The following is an 18,841-nucleotide window of genomic DNA, read 5'->3' on the forward strand; positions in this document are numbered from 1 at the left end:
TTCCGCCGCCGTGCCGTTTGCGTTTAGGGAAAACCACTTTCTTGCCGTTCTACTCTGCATAGCTTTTCATCGCGCATGAGTTTTCATGGTACAGGAGAGGTTATGAACAGACGCCGCTTGATAAAAGCCATGCTCAGCGTGCCGGTAGCCGGCGCGCTTGGCTGCCGCCATGAGCATTCGAACCATCCTTTTTTCCCTTCTTCGCGAGGCGGAACCCTAAAAGTGATCCTGCAGGGCCCCTTTGCCGTGGTGATCGACACAAAAAACCACTACAGGATCAAAGCATTCGTGCCCTATAGCGACAGCAACGAACACGAATTTCGTTATCCGAACCGCTCCGACCATGGCAACAAGAACATCTTCCCCGAGAGCGTGAATGGTACGCGCAACCAGTACCAGTTCACCCTGGACGAGAACAACCTGGAGGTAAGCGAACGGATGCCGCATATCGACGCGGGCTTCGCGGACTTCACGCTGCAAGTCAGCGGGTGGCAGCCCAGACCGAACGATTATTTCGTCTCTCTGGACCTTCCGGCGCCGGACTTGATCAGCTTTCGCATTCCGGCAGAGCCGGCATTGCTGGCCGGAGACACGTTGACTCTGATGCCGACCAGCCACGTTCTGCAATACCGGGTCCGTGACTTCGATGACCTGAAGAAGGTCAAGGTGCACTCATCCCAGTTGGGCGAGAGGCATCCGTTCTCCTGCGCCGACATGTTTACCTGGACTCAGGAGCAAATAAAAGGTTCCGACCAGGGGCAAGGATCCGTTTCCAGAGAGGCTGATGGCAAGCCGGCTGATCGCGAACAGAAAGAGCGCATTATGGAGCACATAAAGGCAGAGTTCCAGTGTTCCAATGATCCCATCAGCGAGTTGTTCTTTGGCGTTGGCCTTCCGTACCCGCAACGCGACGGTGACCCTCATGTGCCCGCGCACGGCTTGGACTTTTTCAACAACAAATTGCTTGGGGCGTTTTCTGGTAACGCTCGCGATTTAGAAAAGCACCGGCTGTTGCAGGTAGATGTGAAGGCTTGCGGAACGGGAGCAGGCGGAAATTCGATGTTTATCTCTGCCGTGCAGCGCTACTCGATGCCCCAACCTCGCCTTGTTCCCGTCACTTCATTGACGGATTGCAGGGCAGGCGCGATCAATGCGATCAACCAATGACGCGTGGAGGAGATGCGGTCCTGCCGTATCTCCACTACACGGGGCAGGTGGGAAAACAATTTTTCGAGGATTGGGGAATAACGGGCCACTGCCGTTTTTCATAACAGGTCTTTACCCCATTCACACGCGGGAGTGGGTTGAGCGCCGGAGGAATGGAGCCTCCGCCAGCTCCCAGGGGTCAATTTTATGTCTGCGGGCGACATACTGAAAGTTCTTACGGAATGCAGTTCAGACAACTTATTTGTGCTCACCGGGCTCGCTTTCATGGCGCTGGCAGTGGTCGGGGACATATGGTTGATCCGGCCCGGAAAGGCGGGAAGAATCGGCGCGGCGGTGCTCGGCCCGGTTCTGCTGTTTTCCGGGCTGTGGATGCATACGCACCAGCACATCGCGCAAATGAAGGTAATGCGAGTGGATTTTCACGCGGCCAGCACCGTGTATGACGGGCCTTGTCCCTTCAAATTTGAATTTCCCGGGCATATCGAGGCCAGTGGGCCTGGCACGGTCTTCTATGAAGTTGAATTCAGCAACGGATCCAAGACGAATGCTGTGCCGCTTGAATTCGCCGGCCCCGAAACCCAGGAGATCAAGGCAGTGTGGCGGATCCAGCAGTCACACACAGACGCATGGGCCAAGCTGCGGATCCTTGCTCCCGGCAACAGCGAATCGGAGAAGGCATCTTTCACCGTGACGTGCCAGGACTCTGATCCGGCCAAGCCCCGCCGGGCCAGGGATGAAAATACGTCGAAGCCCCCCGCGGAGGTTGCTATGGCTAAAAAGAAACCCTAAGAGGTTCGATTGCCCTCGCCGCGACTAATGTTTCCGGTTTGCCTTCAGCCATCTCGCAGCGTGCTTTTTCTTGAGTACTCATTATGGCTCTGCGATTAAGCATTTGAGCGCGATTCAGATTGGGTTCCATGATCCCTTGGGTTGGACCCCGGCGAAGTCCGGATCCTGCGGAACATCGCCTTTGGCAGCGGTTCAGGCGTCCCCGCCAGCTTTTTAATCACCTGCTGGAACAAGGGTCATAAGGAATGTATTCAGCAATCCAACCTTTGGGATGGGTTTCTCGATTTGGATTCTTTGGTACTCCTGGCATCGATGGCAATTTCCTTGTTTTCCACACACTTACGCAGAAGCACACAGCCGCATAGCTCGCTATAATTGATGGCAGAGTCCATGTCTGAATTCGTCCATCTTCACCTTCATACTGATTACTCCCTGCTGGATGGGGCCTGCGGCGTCCCAGGCCTGATTAAGCGTGTGAAGGATGTCGGGCAGACCGCTGTGGCCATGACCGACCACGGAAATATTTATGGCACGGTGGAGTTTGTAGACGAGGCGACCAAAGCCGGCATCAAGCCGATCGTCGGGTGCGAGCTCTATGTCTGCAAGAAAGACGACCATCGGGCGCCGCCTGAAGGCGATACCTATAACCATCTGCTGGTGCTGGCGGAAAACGAAGAGGGCTATCGCAACCTGATCAAGATCACGTCGGAAGCCAGCATGCACGGCTTCTATTACAAGCCGCGCATCAGCAAAAAGTTTCTGGCGGAACACTCCAAAGGCCTCATTGGTTTGAGCGGCTGCCTGGCCGGCGAGGTCTGTGAAAACCTGCTGGAAGGGAAGTACGACGCCGCTCGCGGCGCTGCCAGCTTCTATCGTGAGATCTTCGGCAAAGACAATTTCTTCATGGAAATTCAGGACCAGGGCCTGCCCGAAGAGCACCGCATCCATGCCGACCTGATGCGCATAGAAAAAGAGCTCGGCATTCCCATGGTGGCCACCAATGACAGCCATTATCTCTGTGAAGACGATGCCCACGCGCAGGACGTGCTGGTCTGCGTCCAGACCGGCAAGTCGGTCAATGATACGAACCGGCTGAAGTTCCACGGCAACCAATTCTTTGTGAAGACCGCCGATGAGATGAAGCAGCTCTTCAACGGCCGGGAAGACGTGCTGAAGCAATCGCTGGCCATTGCCGAGCGCTGCAACTTCAAGCTGAACAAGGTCAAGAATCCTTTCCCCGAATTTACGGTTCCTGATAGTTACACGTTGGACAGCTACTTTGAGCACGTTGCGCGCGAAGGTTTTGCCCGGCGATGGGAAAGCCTGGGCGTGATTGAAGCCGCGGGCCGTTTGAAGAAGTCGCGCACTGACTATGACCAGCGCCTGGCGCGCGAAATCGCGATCATCCAGCAGATGAAGTTCTCAGGATACTTTCTGATCGTCTGGGACTTCATCCGCTACGCGCGTGAGCATTCCATTCCTGTCGGCCCAGGCCGCGGATCGGCTGCAGGAGCGCTCGTCGCTTACGCCATGGGCATCACGGATATTGATCCGCTCCAGCATGAGCTGCTGTTTGAGCGATTCCTGAATCCCGAGCGAGTGTCGCTGCCTGATATCGATATCGACTTCTGCATGAATCGCCGCGGAGAGGTCATCAACTACGTCACGCAGAAATACGGGCGTGAAAACGTGGCCCAGATCATCACCTTTGGCACCATGGCGGCCAAAGCGGCCATTAAAGACGTGGGCCGCGCCATGGATATTCCTTATGCGGACGTGGATCGCATTGCCAAAATGGTGCCCAACACCATCGGGATTACGCTGCCGCAGGTGCTCGATGACCCCGGCCCGCTTCAAGAAGCCTACGAGAAAGAAATTCAGGTACGTGAGCTGATTGATACCGCTCTCAAGTTGGAAGGGCTGGTACGAAACTCCGGCGTGCACGCCGCGGGCGTGGTGATCTCTCCCAAGCCGCTCACGGAACTGGTTCCGCTGCACAAAACGAAGAACGACGAAATCGTGACCGCCTATGACATGAAGGCGATCGAGAAGATGGGCCTGCTCAAGATGGACTTCCTGGGGCTCACCACGCTCACGATCCTCGATGATGCTCTCAAACTGATTGCGCAGCGCGGCGCGGCCATTGATCTGGAAAAGATTCCGCTCGACGATCCCAAGACTTACGAAAGCGTTTTTCACACCGGACTGACCTCCGGCATCTTCCAGTTTGAATCCGGCGGCATGACGGACGTGCTGCGGCGTTACAAGCCCAACTCGATTGACGACCTCACCGCGCTCAACGCGCTCTATCGTCCCGGCCCGATCCAGGGCGGCATGATTGATGATTTTATTGACCGCAAGTGGGGACGCAAGAAGGTCGAGTACGAGCTGCCGCAGCTGGAACAACTGCTGAGAGAGACGCTCGGCGTTATCGTCTATCAGGAACAGGTCATGCAGATTGCCAACGTACTGGCCGGATATTCACTGGGTGAGGCCGATCTGCTGCGTCGAGCGATGGGCAAGAAGAATATCGACGAAATGACAGCGCAACGCCAGCGTTTTGTAAAAGGCGCGGTGGAGCGGGGCTTCCCGGAAAAGAAGATTGTCAAAATCTTTGACCTGATGGAGCAGTTCGCCGGGTACGGATTCAACAAGTCGCATTCCGCGGCTTACGCTCTGCTGGCTTATCAGACGGCATATCTCAAGACGCATTATCCAGTGGAGTTCATGGCGGCGCTGCTGACATCGCAGATGGGCAACACGGACAACGTGGTTAAGTACATCAATGAATGCCGCGAGATGGAAATTCCCGTTGAGCCGCCCAACATCAACGTGAGCGACGCTTATTTCACGCCGCACGATAACGCCATCCGTTTTGGACTTGCGGCAGTCAAGAACGTTGGACGTAACGCGATTGAATCGATCACCTCGGCACGCAAAGAGCTTGGACGGTTCAGCTCGATCTTTGAATTTTGCGAGAAAGTCGATCTCCGCCTGCTGAACAAGCGCGTATTGGAATCTCTGAACAAGGCTGGCGCACTGGATGACTTTGGCTATCGCGCACAAATCATGGCCGTATTGGACAAAGCCATGGAGCGGGCGCAGAAGACGCAACGCGACGCGGAAATGGGCCAGCATGGTTTGTTTGGCGTGTTTCAGGAAGAAGAGTCGAACGGCACAGGCGAGAAGCTGCCCAACGTTCCTGAATGGGATGAGCATCAGCGCCTTGCCAATGAAAAAGAAGTGCTCGGCTTCTTCATCACCGGTCACCCTCTGGAGAAGTATAAAGACAAACTGGAAGATTTTCGTGCCCTATCGGTCGAAACCATCAGCGCCATGACCAAGGGAACGGACCGCGACGAGATCAACACCGCCGGTATGGTTTCCAACGTGCGCGTGCTGAAATCGCGCAAGGGCGATCTTTACGCGCAAGCCGTTCTGGAAGACATGACCGGGACCATTGAAGCCGTGGTCTTCCCCGACGCCTATAAACGGCTGGCAACCATCCTGAAGCAGGAAATTCCCATGCTGGTGCGCGCAAGCGTGCGCGTGGAAGAAGGCTCAAATCCCAAGGTCATCATCACCGGGCTTACCCCGCTGGAAGAAGCCAAGCCCAAGCTGCCGCGCTCTATACGCATCCGCGTGCCGCTGGATACCGCTACGGAAGCCACCGTGGACGCCCTGCATGCCATTTGTGATGAGCGCAAAGGCGAGGCCAAGGTGTTGTTTGACGTGGAACGTACCGGCGACTTCATGGTAGTGATGGAAGCGGAAAGATATAATATTTGTCCAGACCGCAGTTTTATTGCGCGCGTGGAAGAATTGATAGGTCGCGGCGCGGTCAGGGTCATTGATTAGCCAGGAGTCTTCGTTGGATCCAGCAGTGAAAGCGCAGCGCCAGTTAGAGGTCATTGAAGGGCAGGTTGCCCAGTTAGAAACGCGCGCCGGCGCTGACCATGAAGCCCGCCTGCAATTGAAGCACCTGCAACACCAGATCAATTTTCTGCGCGAACAGATACGCCTTCACGTAAATGCCTGGCAAAAGACAGAGCTGGCCCGGCACTCTCAGCGTCCCTTCACCATGGACTACGTGGACCGCCTTTTCACCGACTGGAGTGAGATCCACGGTGATCGCGGTTTTGGCGACGACGTGGCAATCATGTGCGGCATGGCACGTTATCGCGGCGAAAACGTAATGGTCATTGGCCATCAGAAAGGCCGTGATACCAAGCAGCGCGTTTACCGCAATTTCGGACAGGCCAATCCGGAAGGTTATCGCAAGGCGCTGCGCTGCATGAAGATGGCCGAAAAATTTGGCCGTCCTATCTTTACGTTTGTCGATACTCCTGGCGCATATCCCGGTCTGGGAGCAGAAGAGCGCGGCCAGGCGGAAGCTATTGCGCGCAACCTGCGGGAGATGGCGCGAATTGAAGTGCCAATCATCACCACCATCACAGGCGAAGGAGGCAGCGGCGGCGCGCTGGCCATTGCCGTGGCGGACCGCGTCTTCATGATGGAGAACTCGGTTTATTCCGTTATTTCGCCTGAAGGTTGCGCTTCCATCATGTGGCGCGATGCGTCCAAGAAGGAGATCGCGGCGCAGGCGTTGCGTATTACGGCCCCTGATCTGAAGGAAATGGCAATCATCGACGAGATCATTCCCGAGCCCGACGGCGGCGCGCACCTGGACCATGACGCCGCAGCCGCCCTGGTGGATGAAGTCCTTTTCAAGCATTTTAACGAGCTGAAACACCAGCCGGTGCAGCAGCTCCTTGACGGCCGTTACAAAAAGTTCCGCCAGATGGCCCAGTTTTATACGGAATAAATTTGCCTCCTCCCGGTACGATCGTCGCGCATGCGCCCTGCCGGGTTGACCTGGCAGGCGGCACGCTTGACCTTTGGCCGCTCTACCTTTTTCATCCCGGCGCGGTCACGGTAAATTTTGCCGTAAACATCCTCACGCGCTGCAAAGTGACCCGCCTCACTGACGACAAAATCCGCTTGAAATCGCTGGACACGAAAGTAGAAGAGGAATTCCGCAACTTTGGCGAGCTGTGCGCCGCACATAGGTTCAAACATCCTCTCGCCGGATACTTGGCGCGTTTTTTTGCCCCCGATGGCGGGTTTGAAATCGAGACGCACTCGGAATCTCCGGCGGGAGCAGGCATTTCCGGCTCTTCCGCGTTGATGATCGCCACCACGGCGGCGCTGGCCAAGTACACCGGCAAAAAGCTCGACCGCGAACAGATGCGAGTCATCGCACAAAACGTTGAAGCGCAGCTCATCAAAGTCCCCACCGGATGCCAGGATTACTATCCCGCTTTGTATGGTGGGGTGAGCGCAATTCATCTTGATCCCGATGGCATTCATCACACCGCGGTGCGCGTTGCCCCGGAAGAGCTGGACCGCCGCTTTGTGCTGGTCTATACGGGAGCGCCGCGCAAATCGGGGATCAACAATTGGGAAGTATTCAAAGCGCACATCAATGGCGACAAGAAAATCTTCCACAACTTTGAGCGGATCGGCGAAATCGCGCGCGCCATGCATCACGCGCTTTCCATGGCCGACTGGAAACAGGTGGCCAAGCTGATCCGCGAAGAGTGGAAGCTGCGCAAGACGAACGCTCCAAAGATCACCACTCCCATGATTGAAAAACTTATTGCCGTGGCCCTTCGGCAGGGGGCGCTGGCGGCCAAGGTATGCGGCGCGGGCGGCGGCGGGTGTGTGGTCTTTCTCACGGAACCGGAGAACCGCGAGCATATCTCGGCGGCCATCCGGAGTTATGGAGGCCATGTGCTGCCCGCCATGGTGGCCAGGGACGGATTGACCGTGAGCGGCCGGTCGCTCGGGGCAGAGTAACTCCGCACGGCCCCTCCCCCCTCCCCGGTCATCCCAGATTGGCGTAGACTTGCGAGGGGTGTATCCCAGATCATCCCAGATTGGCGTGGACTTCAGAGATTCTGCCTCAATTGGCGTGGAGTTCCACGGGTTTGCTTTTCCGATGTCGCGCGATGTCGGCGTTGTCGGCGATCTTGCCTTACCTCTCCCCCTCCCCGGGTCATCCCAGATTGGCGTAGGTTTGAAAGGGGTCATCCCAAGTCATCGGCAATAACATACTTGACTCATGCGAACAAACCTGCTATTCTTTTTTCATGACAAGCGAGATCAAAGAACCTAAAACGCTCCAAGAGGCAATCACATATTTCAGCAACATCGACAACTGCCTTGCGTATCTGGCTAAGAAACGCTGGCCTGATGGTGTTGTGATCTGTCCGACTTGTGGCGGCAAAGAAGTTCATTTCCTCAAAACGCGCCGTCTTTGGCAGTGTGTCAATGAACACGTACGGCGGCAATTCAGTATCAAGGTTGGAACCATCATGGAAGAGAGCGCAATCGGGCTGGACAAATGGCTCTGCGCTATTTGGATGATCTGTAACGACAAGAACGGAATCAGCAGCTACGAGATTCATCGCGCTATTGGAGTCACGCAAAAATCCGCATGGTTTCTTGGACATCGTATCCGCTTGGCTCTCCAGAATGGCTCTTTGGCAAAATTTCAAGGGCACGTCGAAGTAGATGAAACCTACATAGGCGGTAAGGCCCGTTTCATGCACAAAAAGCAACGCGCCAAAATGACTCAGCCGGGAATGCCAAAAGGCGGTGCTAATAAAGTTATAGTCGGCGGAATCTTGGAGCGTGGCGGCAAAGTGAGAACTCAGATTCTTGAGAATAGAGAGCGTCAAACTTTGCACGCACTTGTTAGGGATAACGTCGAATCCGGCTCTCAGCTCTCTACGGATGATTGCCACTCTTATTGGGGACTGGACAAGGAATACGCTCATGGAATCGTTGACCATGCCAAAGAGTACGTGAACGGGCAAGTGCATACGAACGGACTGGAAAACTTCTGGAGTCTCGTAAAGCGCGGATTGAAAGGCACCTATATTTCCGTTGAACCGTTCCATCTTTTCCGTTACCTCGATGAGCAAGTATTTCGTTACAACAATCGTGCGACCAAAAAACATTTTGTTGGCGATGGCGACCGTTTCCGGTTAGCCATCTCGCAACTGTTAGGCAAGCGAATCACTTATCAGGAACTCACTGGTAAGGGTATGGAGCGGCCCTACCAAGACATACCGTTCTAAGAGATTTAACAAGCCTATGCAGAATCGCGGGAAGGGCCGGATTCGCTGGCTTTAGATTTCTTCTTGCGCTTTTTGTGTCTCTTGATTTTGCGCTGCAATTCATCGGCGGGGACCGCCAGCAGCTTTGTCATTGCACGGTCAAACGTGCCGAATTCATCAGTGTTTTTCGGCTCGTATTTTTCAGGAATTTTCATTGCTGTTATACCTTCCATGATATTCCTTTCTGACCACTCTCTTCTATAGTGGACGATAAGCACAGCGCCCAAGATCATCTTCATCATAAAAAACAGTTATGACGAGAGGATTCATAGGTGTCCATGCGGGGGAAGAAATAGACACTTCGGACATGTGTCCTTGCTGGATAGGCCCCCCGGTTCCCATCTGTATTCCGCTTGGCCCTGCTGATATAACGGGGTCAATTTCTTTTATTTCCCCTTCGCACGCGAATATCCCACGGACGGGACTGATCGTACGATTACTCATGAGTACTACGGTATTGATGTGCTTCCCTGGTTGCTGAGGCAGATTGCGATCTGCTCTGAACATTAGGAATGTTGTTTTTGCAGGCTCGGGCGTATTTGCCTTTCCAAGTGCAACTACACAGCTATTCATTGCTACTTGCTGTGAGTCCATCGTCTGTTGCTGCCCCGACAATGTACGTAATTGGCTGCTGAAATTATTCTGCGCTGAATGGAGTTGCCCATCTAGCAACTCTGCTCGCCCGATCTCGGCTTTCAAGTCTCCCTTACACACGTCCCACTCTCTGGTATCCTGCGCATCTTTTGTTTTGGCGACATCGAGGTTATGGTCGGCATCATGCCATGCGGCAAATGTGGCAAAGAACCAGAACGTACAAAAAAGTATCAGAATGTTGGTACGCAGCTTCATAGGCGTACCCTTGATACGTTCGTAATAATTAGCGGCCCACAGGAAAAGGCCCACAACTCCTGTTCCAGTGACCCACGTAGCCCAATGGTCAATAAACGCAGTCCACAGGAAACGCAGCAAGTCACGCAGCATCGTTCACCACCTCTCGTCCTCCATTGTCCTATTGCCGTCCCGGCACTACAAGACAAAACCCGCATCTCTGCGGGTTCCGGTTTGAGGTTGGAGAAATTGTTATTCGGTGCGGAGAGGTGGCCAGCGTTTGATGCGTTTGTAGTTGTGAGTTTTCCAATCGGAAAAATCGGGAGTGATGCGAAGGAACGGCTCAATATCGAAACTGAGATAGGTTCTGTCTTTGAACATAATCCCGATTGAGCAATCGTCGTCCATTGTTGAAACTTCGATTCGTTCAACGACCTTGCCACGGACAACGGCAAAGGGGTCTGGTTTGCGTCTCTTGCGGGGACGTATACTTTTTGCAGCCATGATTCGCCTTTCGAGAAAAGGTGATTTGTGGTCAGGGCGCGTTCGTGCGAGAACACGAGCGCGTCCGTCTTTATCCTTTTAGCGAAAGCACAGGCTGATAGCAACAAAAAAACAGCGAAAAACCCCATCACGGCCCATATAGTATGCGGGTATACTCGACATGAGTCAAGTATATTGTCACCCAAGTCATCCCAGATTGGCGTGGACTTGAGCGATGTACCCACAGATTGGCGTAGGGTTGGCCTTAGTGTGGCACAGAGGCCCACGGATGTTGGGGACTTTGGGGTTGTTTTTTTCTGGCTAGGAGCTAGCGGCTAGTAGCTAGAAGCTTCTGTTTTCAAAGATCGTCCACGGCACAACTTCTCCGCTCTGGAGCGAATTTCTAAATTTACCATTTGTTCGCCTTAATGTCAAGCAAAAAACGCGTTTCCATCACCTTTTCCTGCTAGCAAAGTTGTGGTTCTCACGACGATGTCGGCAATGACGCGCTATCCCCGCCAAAATTTTCTCGCGAACGCAAAATTACTGCCGCGTAATGAGCGCAGGAGAAGAAGTGCCTGCGGTTGTGCTTTCACGAACGCCGAGCATCAGCGTCAACCAACATGGAGTTCGCTGGGCCCTTAAATAAGGAGAGCGACATCCACTTTGCTATCATTAGCAGCTTGGGCGACGAGAGATGATCATTCGGGTAAACAGCCGGGCCAACATTGCAAATACAGAGAAGCTGCTGCATGAAATCCAGACCGCTGCAGAACCTGTTGACCTTTTGCTTCCGACAAATGTGGAAGGCGATCTGCTAGGCGGCACAGTCGCTTTAATACAAGTGCTCGCAACGTGGTCAGCTCGGAATCCAGAGGGCCGGCTCATCACTTACATAACGAATCAAGATGAAGCCAATACGCAGCTAACGAATCTAATAGCCCACGATCACGGTCTCGTTGCAGTGCTCGGTTCAGCCGATGTTTTAGCCAGAGATAAAAAATCCTCTTTGCGCAGTTTGGCTCTCACTATCGCTAAGAGCAGAATTGAGTCTATGGAATCTGGTCTTGAGAAGGCCAGTCACGGACCAAAGGTGTTCCTGCTTTGTGCGGATCACACCAGCAAAGCATTTTTGCCATGCTTTTACTTCCAGACTGATACTCCTGACAAAGACGTCAAGGGGATCGAAGATTTCCGCAACTTATCTAAACAACTGCTAAATCGAACGGCTGAGATCAACACCACTTCGGAACGCATTCCGTTCCGTAACGTAATGCAAATGGGAATTATCCTGCACGAAATCTTCGAAAACACTCATTTATGGGCGCGGACAGATTGTTCTGGAAAACGCATTAAGCGTTCATTGCGTGGCCTTAGATTCGCATTTCATAACATCCCCAGACATGGTCTCAACAAAAGCTTGGGGAATTCGCCGCCCCTCAGTAATTATTTTTCCCATTCAGGGCCTGAATTTGCGCGCGACCGTCAACGCCTCGTCGAAATATCTATTTTTGATAGTGGCCCTGGATTAGCGCAGCGTATTCTGCAGCGTTGCCTTGCACCTTCCGATCCTCTCAGCTTGGAGTACCAGGCTGTCATGAAGTGTCTTCGCTTACATTCGAGCAGTAGCCTTCAGACTAATCGAGGAGTGGGTTTACATACTGTGATGCAACTGCTTACTGAATTGAGAGGATTCTTACGGGTTAGAACAGGTCGGCTCAACCTGTTTAGGGATTTTGTTGAAAACCCATATGAGTCATCTCAGGCTGACTCTGAGCCGTTTCTACTGGACTGGCAAACTGGAACGATGGAAACTTCCGAGCTTTCGAGGATGGACGGGACTCTATTTACGATATTTGTTCCGATTAGTCTCCGCTGCGACTGAATATGTACGAATTCTTTGTGTACGATTACGCCCACCAGGACAAGACGCGGGGAAAGCCGCAACGTATTTGCGCCGTTTTTTGTGCTTCTGCCCAGCTGACGGACGATGCTCTTGAAGCAAGGCTGAAAGCTCATTTCTCCACGGCGATTCCCCCTGATGCAATTCTGCTCATTGGCACTGCCGGCAATGCTACTGCTATCTCTCAACTGGCGAAATCGCCAAGAGTCATATTGGCACTCCCAGCAATGACGAGATATGTCGGTCCACCCGCTCTCAATGCTCTCTGGATTACCAAGGAGGGAAAATTTACTGGAATAGGAGACAACATCAATGAATACACGTCCGCTCACTTTTTAGCCCGTTTGTTCCAAGAGGGCCTCATGCGCATATTCAAAGATCGGGAGGGTATGTTGGATAGCCTGGGGCAATATCACTACGTGAAGCCCTCTGGTAAGCATTCTGACAAATTCATCAGAACTGCCAATGTGCTAATGCGCGGAGCAGAAGTAAGCTTCATAGCCTTTAGCCTGCTACCTTACATGCTCCACAGAAACATTACACACATATATACCGATACTGCGGCAATCAACGCCGTTGCGTATGCTCTGGTTGCGCTGCGGCAGAGTTTTGATACCACTTTTGAAATGCCCATGATCGATAGCTTTAGCTCTTACAGTAAGCTTAAATCGTTTCGCTTTGAGGGAACAGAAGAATCGCTGGTGCTGATTTCTGCTTCAACGTCTCACGAGTTGGAACTTGAACTGATGAAATTGCATCAGATTCCTCAAGAACAGATCGTCACGATATATTATCTGGGCAGGCGACAACCGACTAGCCAAGTGGTATGCGATCTGACCAAGAGCCCTGCGACCAATCCAGAGGGTTTTGATCCGATCATTAGTTTTCCTCACGATGATTGCGGCCTATGTAAGCAGGGGCTGCTTGCAATTCGGATCGCGGGCGACCAGTTTCTCCCGGAGAATCCCAAGGTTATCTCGCAGACATTACAAAGAACCGATGCGCCTGAATGGCTTAGTGAGTTCATGGAGACATTTGTGGGCAAAGGGGTAATCTCGTGTCACCGGCCAGGGCGTACAAGTACTCCTGGCCGAGAGCATGAGCTTTATCTTGATTTGAAAAGCATCCTGGACGCAAAAGTTCCGGAAACTGACTTTCACAACAAAATGAGCTATTTACTGAGACAAGCTACCCCAGCATCGCTTCAGAGAGTCATTTATTTAGATGATCCGGCTTCGAAAATGCTAGCGGGAAAACTGACGGATTTTTATCGACAATGCGGGAAGATGGAGGAACCGAAAGTAGTCAGTGCAACCGATGTAAATTCCAACCTTCCAGGACATATTTTGTCCGATGGAACTACGGTTGTTGTGGGCTCCTGCATAGTATCAGGTCGAAGTCTACTCGCTATTAGCCAAGCACTTCGCCAGATTCAGACGAACAATTCGATTCAATACTTGGTAGGAGTTGCACGTACGAACAGTAACCGGCGCATGGACGAGATTCGTCGAAATGTGCAATATGGACAGTACGGAGCGCGAGATCATCGGTTCGACATAGTGTCTGTTATCTATCTGCCAGATGAAAGACCTTCCCCTTGGGCTGAGGAAAGGGCATTTCTTCTTCGATTACGCGACGCATTTGGGAATGAGCCAAATTCGCTTCGAGTCATTGACGAGCGGATTGAGGAACTCGATTCCGGAGGAACTGACGGTCTCCAAAACGGGTTGTTTTGGCGGACGGTTGCCGGCGATTCACTTAAATTGAGTCCGAATTTCGCCTTTTGGGAATTTGACTATGACGATCTTCCTTTTACACAGGCAGAGGTGTATCTAACGATTTCTGCAGTTCTACATCAATTCAGATCAGCTCATGGCAAGGCATCTCAAGGAACGCAGGTCGATTATCACCGCGTCATCTTGTCGCCTCGTAATTTTGACAGATTTAATGATGGGGTCATACAAGCATCCTTGCTGCGAGCCGCCATTCCTTGGGAACTGGATTACAGCATTGAGAAAGAATCGAGCGGTGACATGAAAAGGATCCTTGAATCTATTTTGCACAATCGCAACAATCAGAGAGGCGAAGCGCTTCTGGAGTTCTTGCTAGCCTTGGCGAGCGGGAAATTGAGACTAACGAAAGAAGATGAGCGGGGCTTTGTAAGCCAACTGAGAGCTGCAGACCCCAAGACGCTAAAACTGTTTGCCGCTATGATTGAGAACCGCGTGGCATAGTGCCCGAACGGGACCTTGTGATCCGGCGGGTGCCCCATCCTTTCGCCGCTTTTGCGAAGGGTGGGAAGAGCCTCATCGCTTCTTTCGTTCTTCTGGGTTTCAAAAATGTTGCTGTTCTCCGTGCCTCCGCCTCCGTGGTGAAGATTCCGGCTTCGCTGCCACTCTGGGACGAAATGCACGGCAAGTTGCACGCTTTTCCCCACTTTGGCATCTAATTTGGAGAGCTGCTAATTGTGTTGAAAATTCCCCCGGTTTGGAGAATAGTTAAAGGAGACAGCAGCCCCCAGGTGCTCCCATGCTACGCGGTACCATACTCTCTTTTTCCCTGATTGCAACTGCCTGCAGCCTCGCGGTGTGCCAGTCGTCCCCGATTACCGTTACCCCCGGCAACTCATTGGATTCACACATTCCTAAGCCTGACGCTCAGCCGCCATCGGCGCCGGATACCACGCCTCACTTAAAGCCAATGGATCTGGACGGCAGGCAAAATCTGAATGACGGCACCAAAATGCAGCTCATTCGGGTCATTGACGCTGAGTTTGTTCACGTACGCAAGAATTTACCGGTCGGCGAAAAGGACCTTGTCATCGCGCCGGATGGCATGGTGAAACCGGGGGATGCGCAACTCTACAGGATGGCGCAGACTTATGGCGCCGCAGCCAAGGTCGGTGATCGTGTTCAGATTACCAACATCGTTTTCAAGGAGAAGTCGATTTACCTGGAGATTAATGGCGGCCCAAAAAAGAAAACCAAGTGGTACCAGCATATTGAGATTTCCGGGATGGGCGGCAGCACCGGAGGCGTCGATCCCAACCAGGCCCAGCCGACCGGCGCAGCCGTAACGCTGGAATTCAAGAAGCATGTTCCGGAAATGACAGGCGCGGAATTGAAGCAGATGCTTACTCCCGTGCTGGACTTTTCCGTCAAGACCGCCGCAGAAGTTTTTGTCGATACGCTGCCGCCCAAGATTCGCGAAGCCGTGAAGCGGCATGAAGTTCTTGTCGGGATGAATCATGACATGGTCGTAATGGCCAAAGATCGCCCGCCGCAAAAAGTCCGCGAAAAAGACGATAAGGGTAAAGAGTACGAAGAATGGATTTACGGCGCGCCTCCGCAGGACGTGGTTTTTGTGCGCTTTGTTGGCGATGAAGTAGTCCAGGTGAAGACCGCGAAAGTTGGGGGACAGATCACTGTAAAGACCGAGAAAGAAGTTGACGTAAAAGATGGTGTCCCCACGCTGGCCGCGCTGAAGTCAAGCAACAACCCGCAAGACGTGAGCGGTGTGCCCCAGCAGGATCAACCTACTCATAAGCCGACCTTGAAGAGGCCGGACGAGCAGCCAGATCCTATGACGCAGCAGGCTGGAGGCGCTTCACCAGCCAAGCCGTTACCGCCGCCGACGCCCCAGGACGAGCCGCAGTGGGGCACCAACGGCAAGCAAACAGGCTCCGGCAGCACTGATCAGCAGCCGGCGGAAAGCCAGGAGAAGACCCCGCAAGATCCAGTGAAGACGCCTCCGCTGTGAGAGGGCTGACGCAAACCAAAGCAGCGGTTAAACTAGAAGGGTGAAGATTGCTCTCGGGCAGATCAACCCAACGATAGGTGATTTCACCGGTAATTCCAAAAAGATCATAGAGTCTTCGCGCCAGGCCCTTGCGCTGGGCGCGGAGATGGTCCTCTTTCCTGAACTGGCTGTCTGTGGCTATCCCCCGCGCGACCTCCTGGAAAAACCCGCGTTTGTCGAGCGCAACCAGAAGGTGATCAATGAGATTGCGCAAGCCGTTCCGCAAATCACCATCGTCTGTGGTTTTGTGTCGCCCGCAAAGGTGGAAACCGGCAAGTCTGTGATGAATTCCGCAGCGGTGCTGCGGCAGGGCGCGGTGCAATTTGTCCAGTCGAAAATGCTGCTGCCCACCTACGATGTTTTCGACGAGATGCGTTACTTTGATCCCGCTGAATCGCAAAAACTGCTTCCACTGGCGGGCAAGGAATTCGCGCTCACCATCTGTGAAGATGCGTGGAATGACAAGCACTTCTGGCCTCGCCGCCTGTACCGTGTAGATCCGGTGGACGAACTTCTCCACGCCGGAGGCAACATGGTGCTGAACATTTCCGCGTCGCCTTTCCATCTGGGAAAACGAGAGCTGCGCCGCCAGATGCTGGCCACCATCGCGCGCGACAACAAAGTGCCGGTCCTGTTCGTGAATCAGATTGGAGGGAATGACAGCCTGATCTTTGATGGATCCAGCATGGCCATCGCGCCGAATGGCGAAATTGTGGCTCAGGCAAAATCCTTTGAGGAAGATCTGGTTATCTTCGATTCTGAAACCATGCAGGGCGACATGCATGAGCAGACCACCGTGGGCATTCCGAGCGCCTACGCTGCTCTTGCCCTTGGGACACGAGATTACGTCCGCAAGTGCGGCTTCAGCAAAGTTGTGATTGGCTTGAGCGGAGGCATTGATTCAGCTCTTACGGCGGCGATTGCGGTGGATGCTCTGGGCAAAGAGAATGTGACTGGCATTGCGATGCCCAGCCAGTACTCTTCCGAGCACAGCATCAAGGATGCGCGTGAGCTGGCGTGCAAGCTGGGAATCCGTTTTGAGGTAATTGCCATTGGTGACATTTTTGATGGCTACCGCAAGGCCCTGACGCCGTTATTTGCCGGCATGCGGGAAGATGTTGCGGAAGAGAACCTCCAATCGCGCATCCGCGGCAACATCCTCATGGCGTTTTCCAACAAGTTCGGCGCACTGGTGCTCACGACCGGAAACAAATCAGAAGTTGGAGTAGGCTATTGCACGTTGTATGGAGATATGGTGGGTGGACTCGGTGTGATTTCGGATGTTCCCAAGACCATGGTTTACGAACTGAGCCGCTACGTGAACTCGCTTAGGCCGGTCATTCCGCAATCGACGATTGATAAACCTCCGTCCGCCGAACTACGCCCCGGGCAGAAGGACTCTGATACACTGCCGCCGTACGAAGTTCTGGACAATATTCTTGAGGATTACGTTGAGGATTACCGCACTGCGGAACAGATCGCTGCGGACCGCGGCTACGATGTTCGGCTGGTTCGTGACGTGATCCGCATGATCGAGCGCAGTGAATACAAGCGCCAGCAGGCGGCGCCGGGACTAAAAATTACGCCGAAGGCCTTTGGCCTTGGCCGCCGTTTTCCAATCGCACAAAAATCGGAAGTGTAAAAAATCACGATGAAATCCATGACCAAATTAATGACCACAGCTCTCTTAACCTTCATTCTTCTCGCTTTCGGCGGGGCGAACGCTCAAACCGCTCCCGCGAAAAAGCAAACCGCTTCGCCCAAAAAATCGGCAACCCAGACCGCTAGCGCCGCTGCGTCGCCACAAAGCACGCAAAAGAAAGCAGCCCTGCCCACCATGGAGGAGGTAGAAGCCTCCATGAAACGGAGCTTCGGCTATGATCCGGGCGTTAGCTGGCAAATATTTGATATCCGCGAATCAAGCATTCCAGGGCTTGCGGAAATTCTGGTGTCCATGAACAAGCAACCGCCGGTGCATCTCTATCTGGCTCCGGGATCCCAGACCGCGATTGCCGGACAGATGATTCCTTTTGGCCCCGACCCGTTTGCCGCGGCGCGCGCCAATCTTAAAGGCGCGTTTGGCCCCAGCCGCGGCGGCCAGAATCCGCCGATTGAGATCATTGAGTTCAGTGACCTGGAGTGCCCGCATTGCAAAGTGGCGCAGCCCGTTCTGGCAAAACTTTTTGCGGATTTCCCCCAGGTGCGGTTCATCTTCCAGCAGTTTCCTTTGCCCGCCAGCTTGCATCCGTGGGCGTTGAAAGCCGCGCAGTACGCCGACTGCGCGGGACAAATGGACAAGGATGCATTCTGGAAATACGTGGATTCCATCTTCGAAAACCAGGGCGGGATTGCGCTGGCCACGGCCGATGACAAATTGAAGGAACTTGCCATTGCGGCCGGCTACGATGCACAGAAAATCTCTACCTGTGCAGCTTCGCCGGAAACGGATGCCCGCATCAAGAAATCACAGGCGCTGGGCGCGACCCTGGACGTTAATGAGACGCCTACGGTTTTCATCAATGGCCGCAGGGTCCCGGGCATCGCCAACATTCCGTATGAGAATCTGAAACAGCTTGTGCAGTTTGAAATCGATCACGCAGGGAAGTAAGCATGGCGGGTCGAGGTCAAAAGACCTCAAGAGATCCTTAGGAAAAAGTTTTCCGTATCACTGTCATCAGTGCGAGTCAGT

General features: G+C 53.4%; 14 protein-coding genes. 11 read left to right on the forward strand and 3 right to left on the reverse strand.

From position 1 onward, the window contains the following. Window positions 1-102 precede the first annotated feature (102 nt). From LAO76_01500 to LAO76_01525, 6 genes are all read left to right on the forward strand, one after another. Entirely contained in the window at window positions 103-1,167 is a 1,065-nt protein-coding gene (locus LAO76_01500; protein ID MBZ5489590.1) for a hypothetical protein, read from the forward strand. Window positions 1,168-1,353: 186 nt separating this feature from the next. Then, window positions 1,354-1,956 carry a hypothetical protein gene (locus LAO76_01505; GenBank protein MBZ5489591.1) on the forward strand — a complete coding sequence of 201 codons (603 nt, stop codon included), beginning with the start codon at window positions 1,354-1,356 and terminating at the stop codon, window positions 1,954-1,956. 390 nt (window positions 1,957-2,346) lie between these two features. After that, entirely contained in the window at window positions 2,347-5,814 is a 3,468-nt protein-coding gene (gene dnaE / locus LAO76_01510; GenBank protein ID MBZ5489592.1) for a DNA polymerase III subunit alpha, read from the forward strand. A 13-nt stretch (window positions 5,815-5,827) separates the two neighbouring features. Beyond that, window positions 5,828-6,781: an acetyl-CoA carboxylase carboxyltransferase subunit alpha gene (locus LAO76_01515; GenBank protein MBZ5489593.1), complete on the forward strand. Its 954-nt coding sequence runs from the start codon at window positions 5,828-5,830 to the stop codon at window positions 6,779-6,781. A gap of 2 nt (window positions 6,782-6,783) precedes the next feature. Further along, window positions 6,784-7,815, forward strand: a complete 1,032-nt coding sequence (locus LAO76_01520) for a GHMP kinase (GenBank protein MBZ5489594.1) — start codon at window positions 6,784-6,786, stop codon at window positions 7,813-7,815. A gap of 293 nt (window positions 7,816-8,108) precedes the next feature. After that, window positions 8,109-9,101, forward strand: coding sequence for an IS1595 family transposase (locus tag LAO76_01525; protein MBZ5489595.1), 993 nt, complete (start codon window positions 8,109-8,111; stop codon window positions 9,099-9,101). 14 nt (window positions 9,102-9,115) lie between these two features. On the opposite strand, the gene LAO76_01530 is transcribed toward LAO76_01525, so the two are convergent. The 3 genes from LAO76_01530 to LAO76_01540 form a co-directional block, all read right to left on the reverse strand. Next, entirely contained in the window at window positions 9,116-9,367 is a 252-nt protein-coding gene (locus LAO76_01530; GenBank protein ID MBZ5489596.1) for a hypothetical protein, read from the reverse strand. After that, window positions 9,339-10,121 (reverse strand): hypothetical protein, encoded by a 783-nt coding sequence (locus LAO76_01535; protein MBZ5489597.1) that lies wholly within the window; start codon window positions 10,119-10,121, stop codon window positions 9,339-9,341. The genes LAO76_01530 and LAO76_01535 overlap by 29 nt, the downstream gene beginning before the upstream one ends. A gap of 99 nt (window positions 10,122-10,220) precedes the next feature. Beyond that, on the reverse strand, window positions 10,221-10,472 hold the full coding sequence (locus LAO76_01540; GenBank protein ID MBZ5489598.1) for a hypothetical protein: 252 nt from the start codon (window positions 10,470-10,472) through the stop codon (window positions 10,221-10,223). A gap of 676 nt (window positions 10,473-11,148) precedes the next feature. Here LAO76_01540 and LAO76_01545 point away from each other — a divergent pair. From LAO76_01545 to LAO76_01565, 5 genes are all read left to right on the forward strand, one after another. After that, window positions 11,149-12,336 (forward strand): hypothetical protein, encoded by a 1,188-nt coding sequence (locus tag LAO76_01545; GenBank protein MBZ5489599.1) that lies wholly within the window; start codon window positions 11,149-11,151, stop codon window positions 12,334-12,336. A 2-nt stretch (window positions 12,337-12,338) separates the two neighbouring features. Next, window positions 12,339-14,588: a hypothetical protein gene (locus tag LAO76_01550; protein ID MBZ5489600.1), complete on the forward strand. Its 2,250-nt coding sequence runs from the start codon at window positions 12,339-12,341 to the stop codon at window positions 14,586-14,588. A gap of 295 nt (window positions 14,589-14,883) precedes the next feature. Then, on the forward strand, window positions 14,884-16,113 hold the full coding sequence (locus tag LAO76_01555) for a hypothetical protein (GenBank protein ID MBZ5489601.1): 1,230 nt from the start codon (window positions 14,884-14,886) through the stop codon (window positions 16,111-16,113). Window positions 16,114-16,153: 40 nt separating this feature from the next. Beyond that, window positions 16,154-17,794 (forward strand): NAD+ synthase, encoded by a 1,641-nt coding sequence (locus LAO76_01560; protein MBZ5489602.1) that lies wholly within the window; start codon window positions 16,154-16,156, stop codon window positions 17,792-17,794. 18 nt (window positions 17,795-17,812) lie between these two features. Beyond that, the gene (locus LAO76_01565) at window positions 17,813-18,760 is read left to right on the forward strand and encodes a DsbA family protein (GenBank protein MBZ5489603.1); all 948 of its coding nucleotides are present in this window, start codon (window positions 17,813-17,815) and stop codon (window positions 18,758-18,760) included. Window positions 18,761-18,841: the final 81 nt, after the last annotated feature.

Source organism: Terriglobia bacterium (assembly GCA_020072645.1).
In the GTDB taxonomy this organism is placed as follows: domain Bacteria; phylum Acidobacteriota; class Terriglobia; order Terriglobales; family Acidobacteriaceae; genus Angelobacter.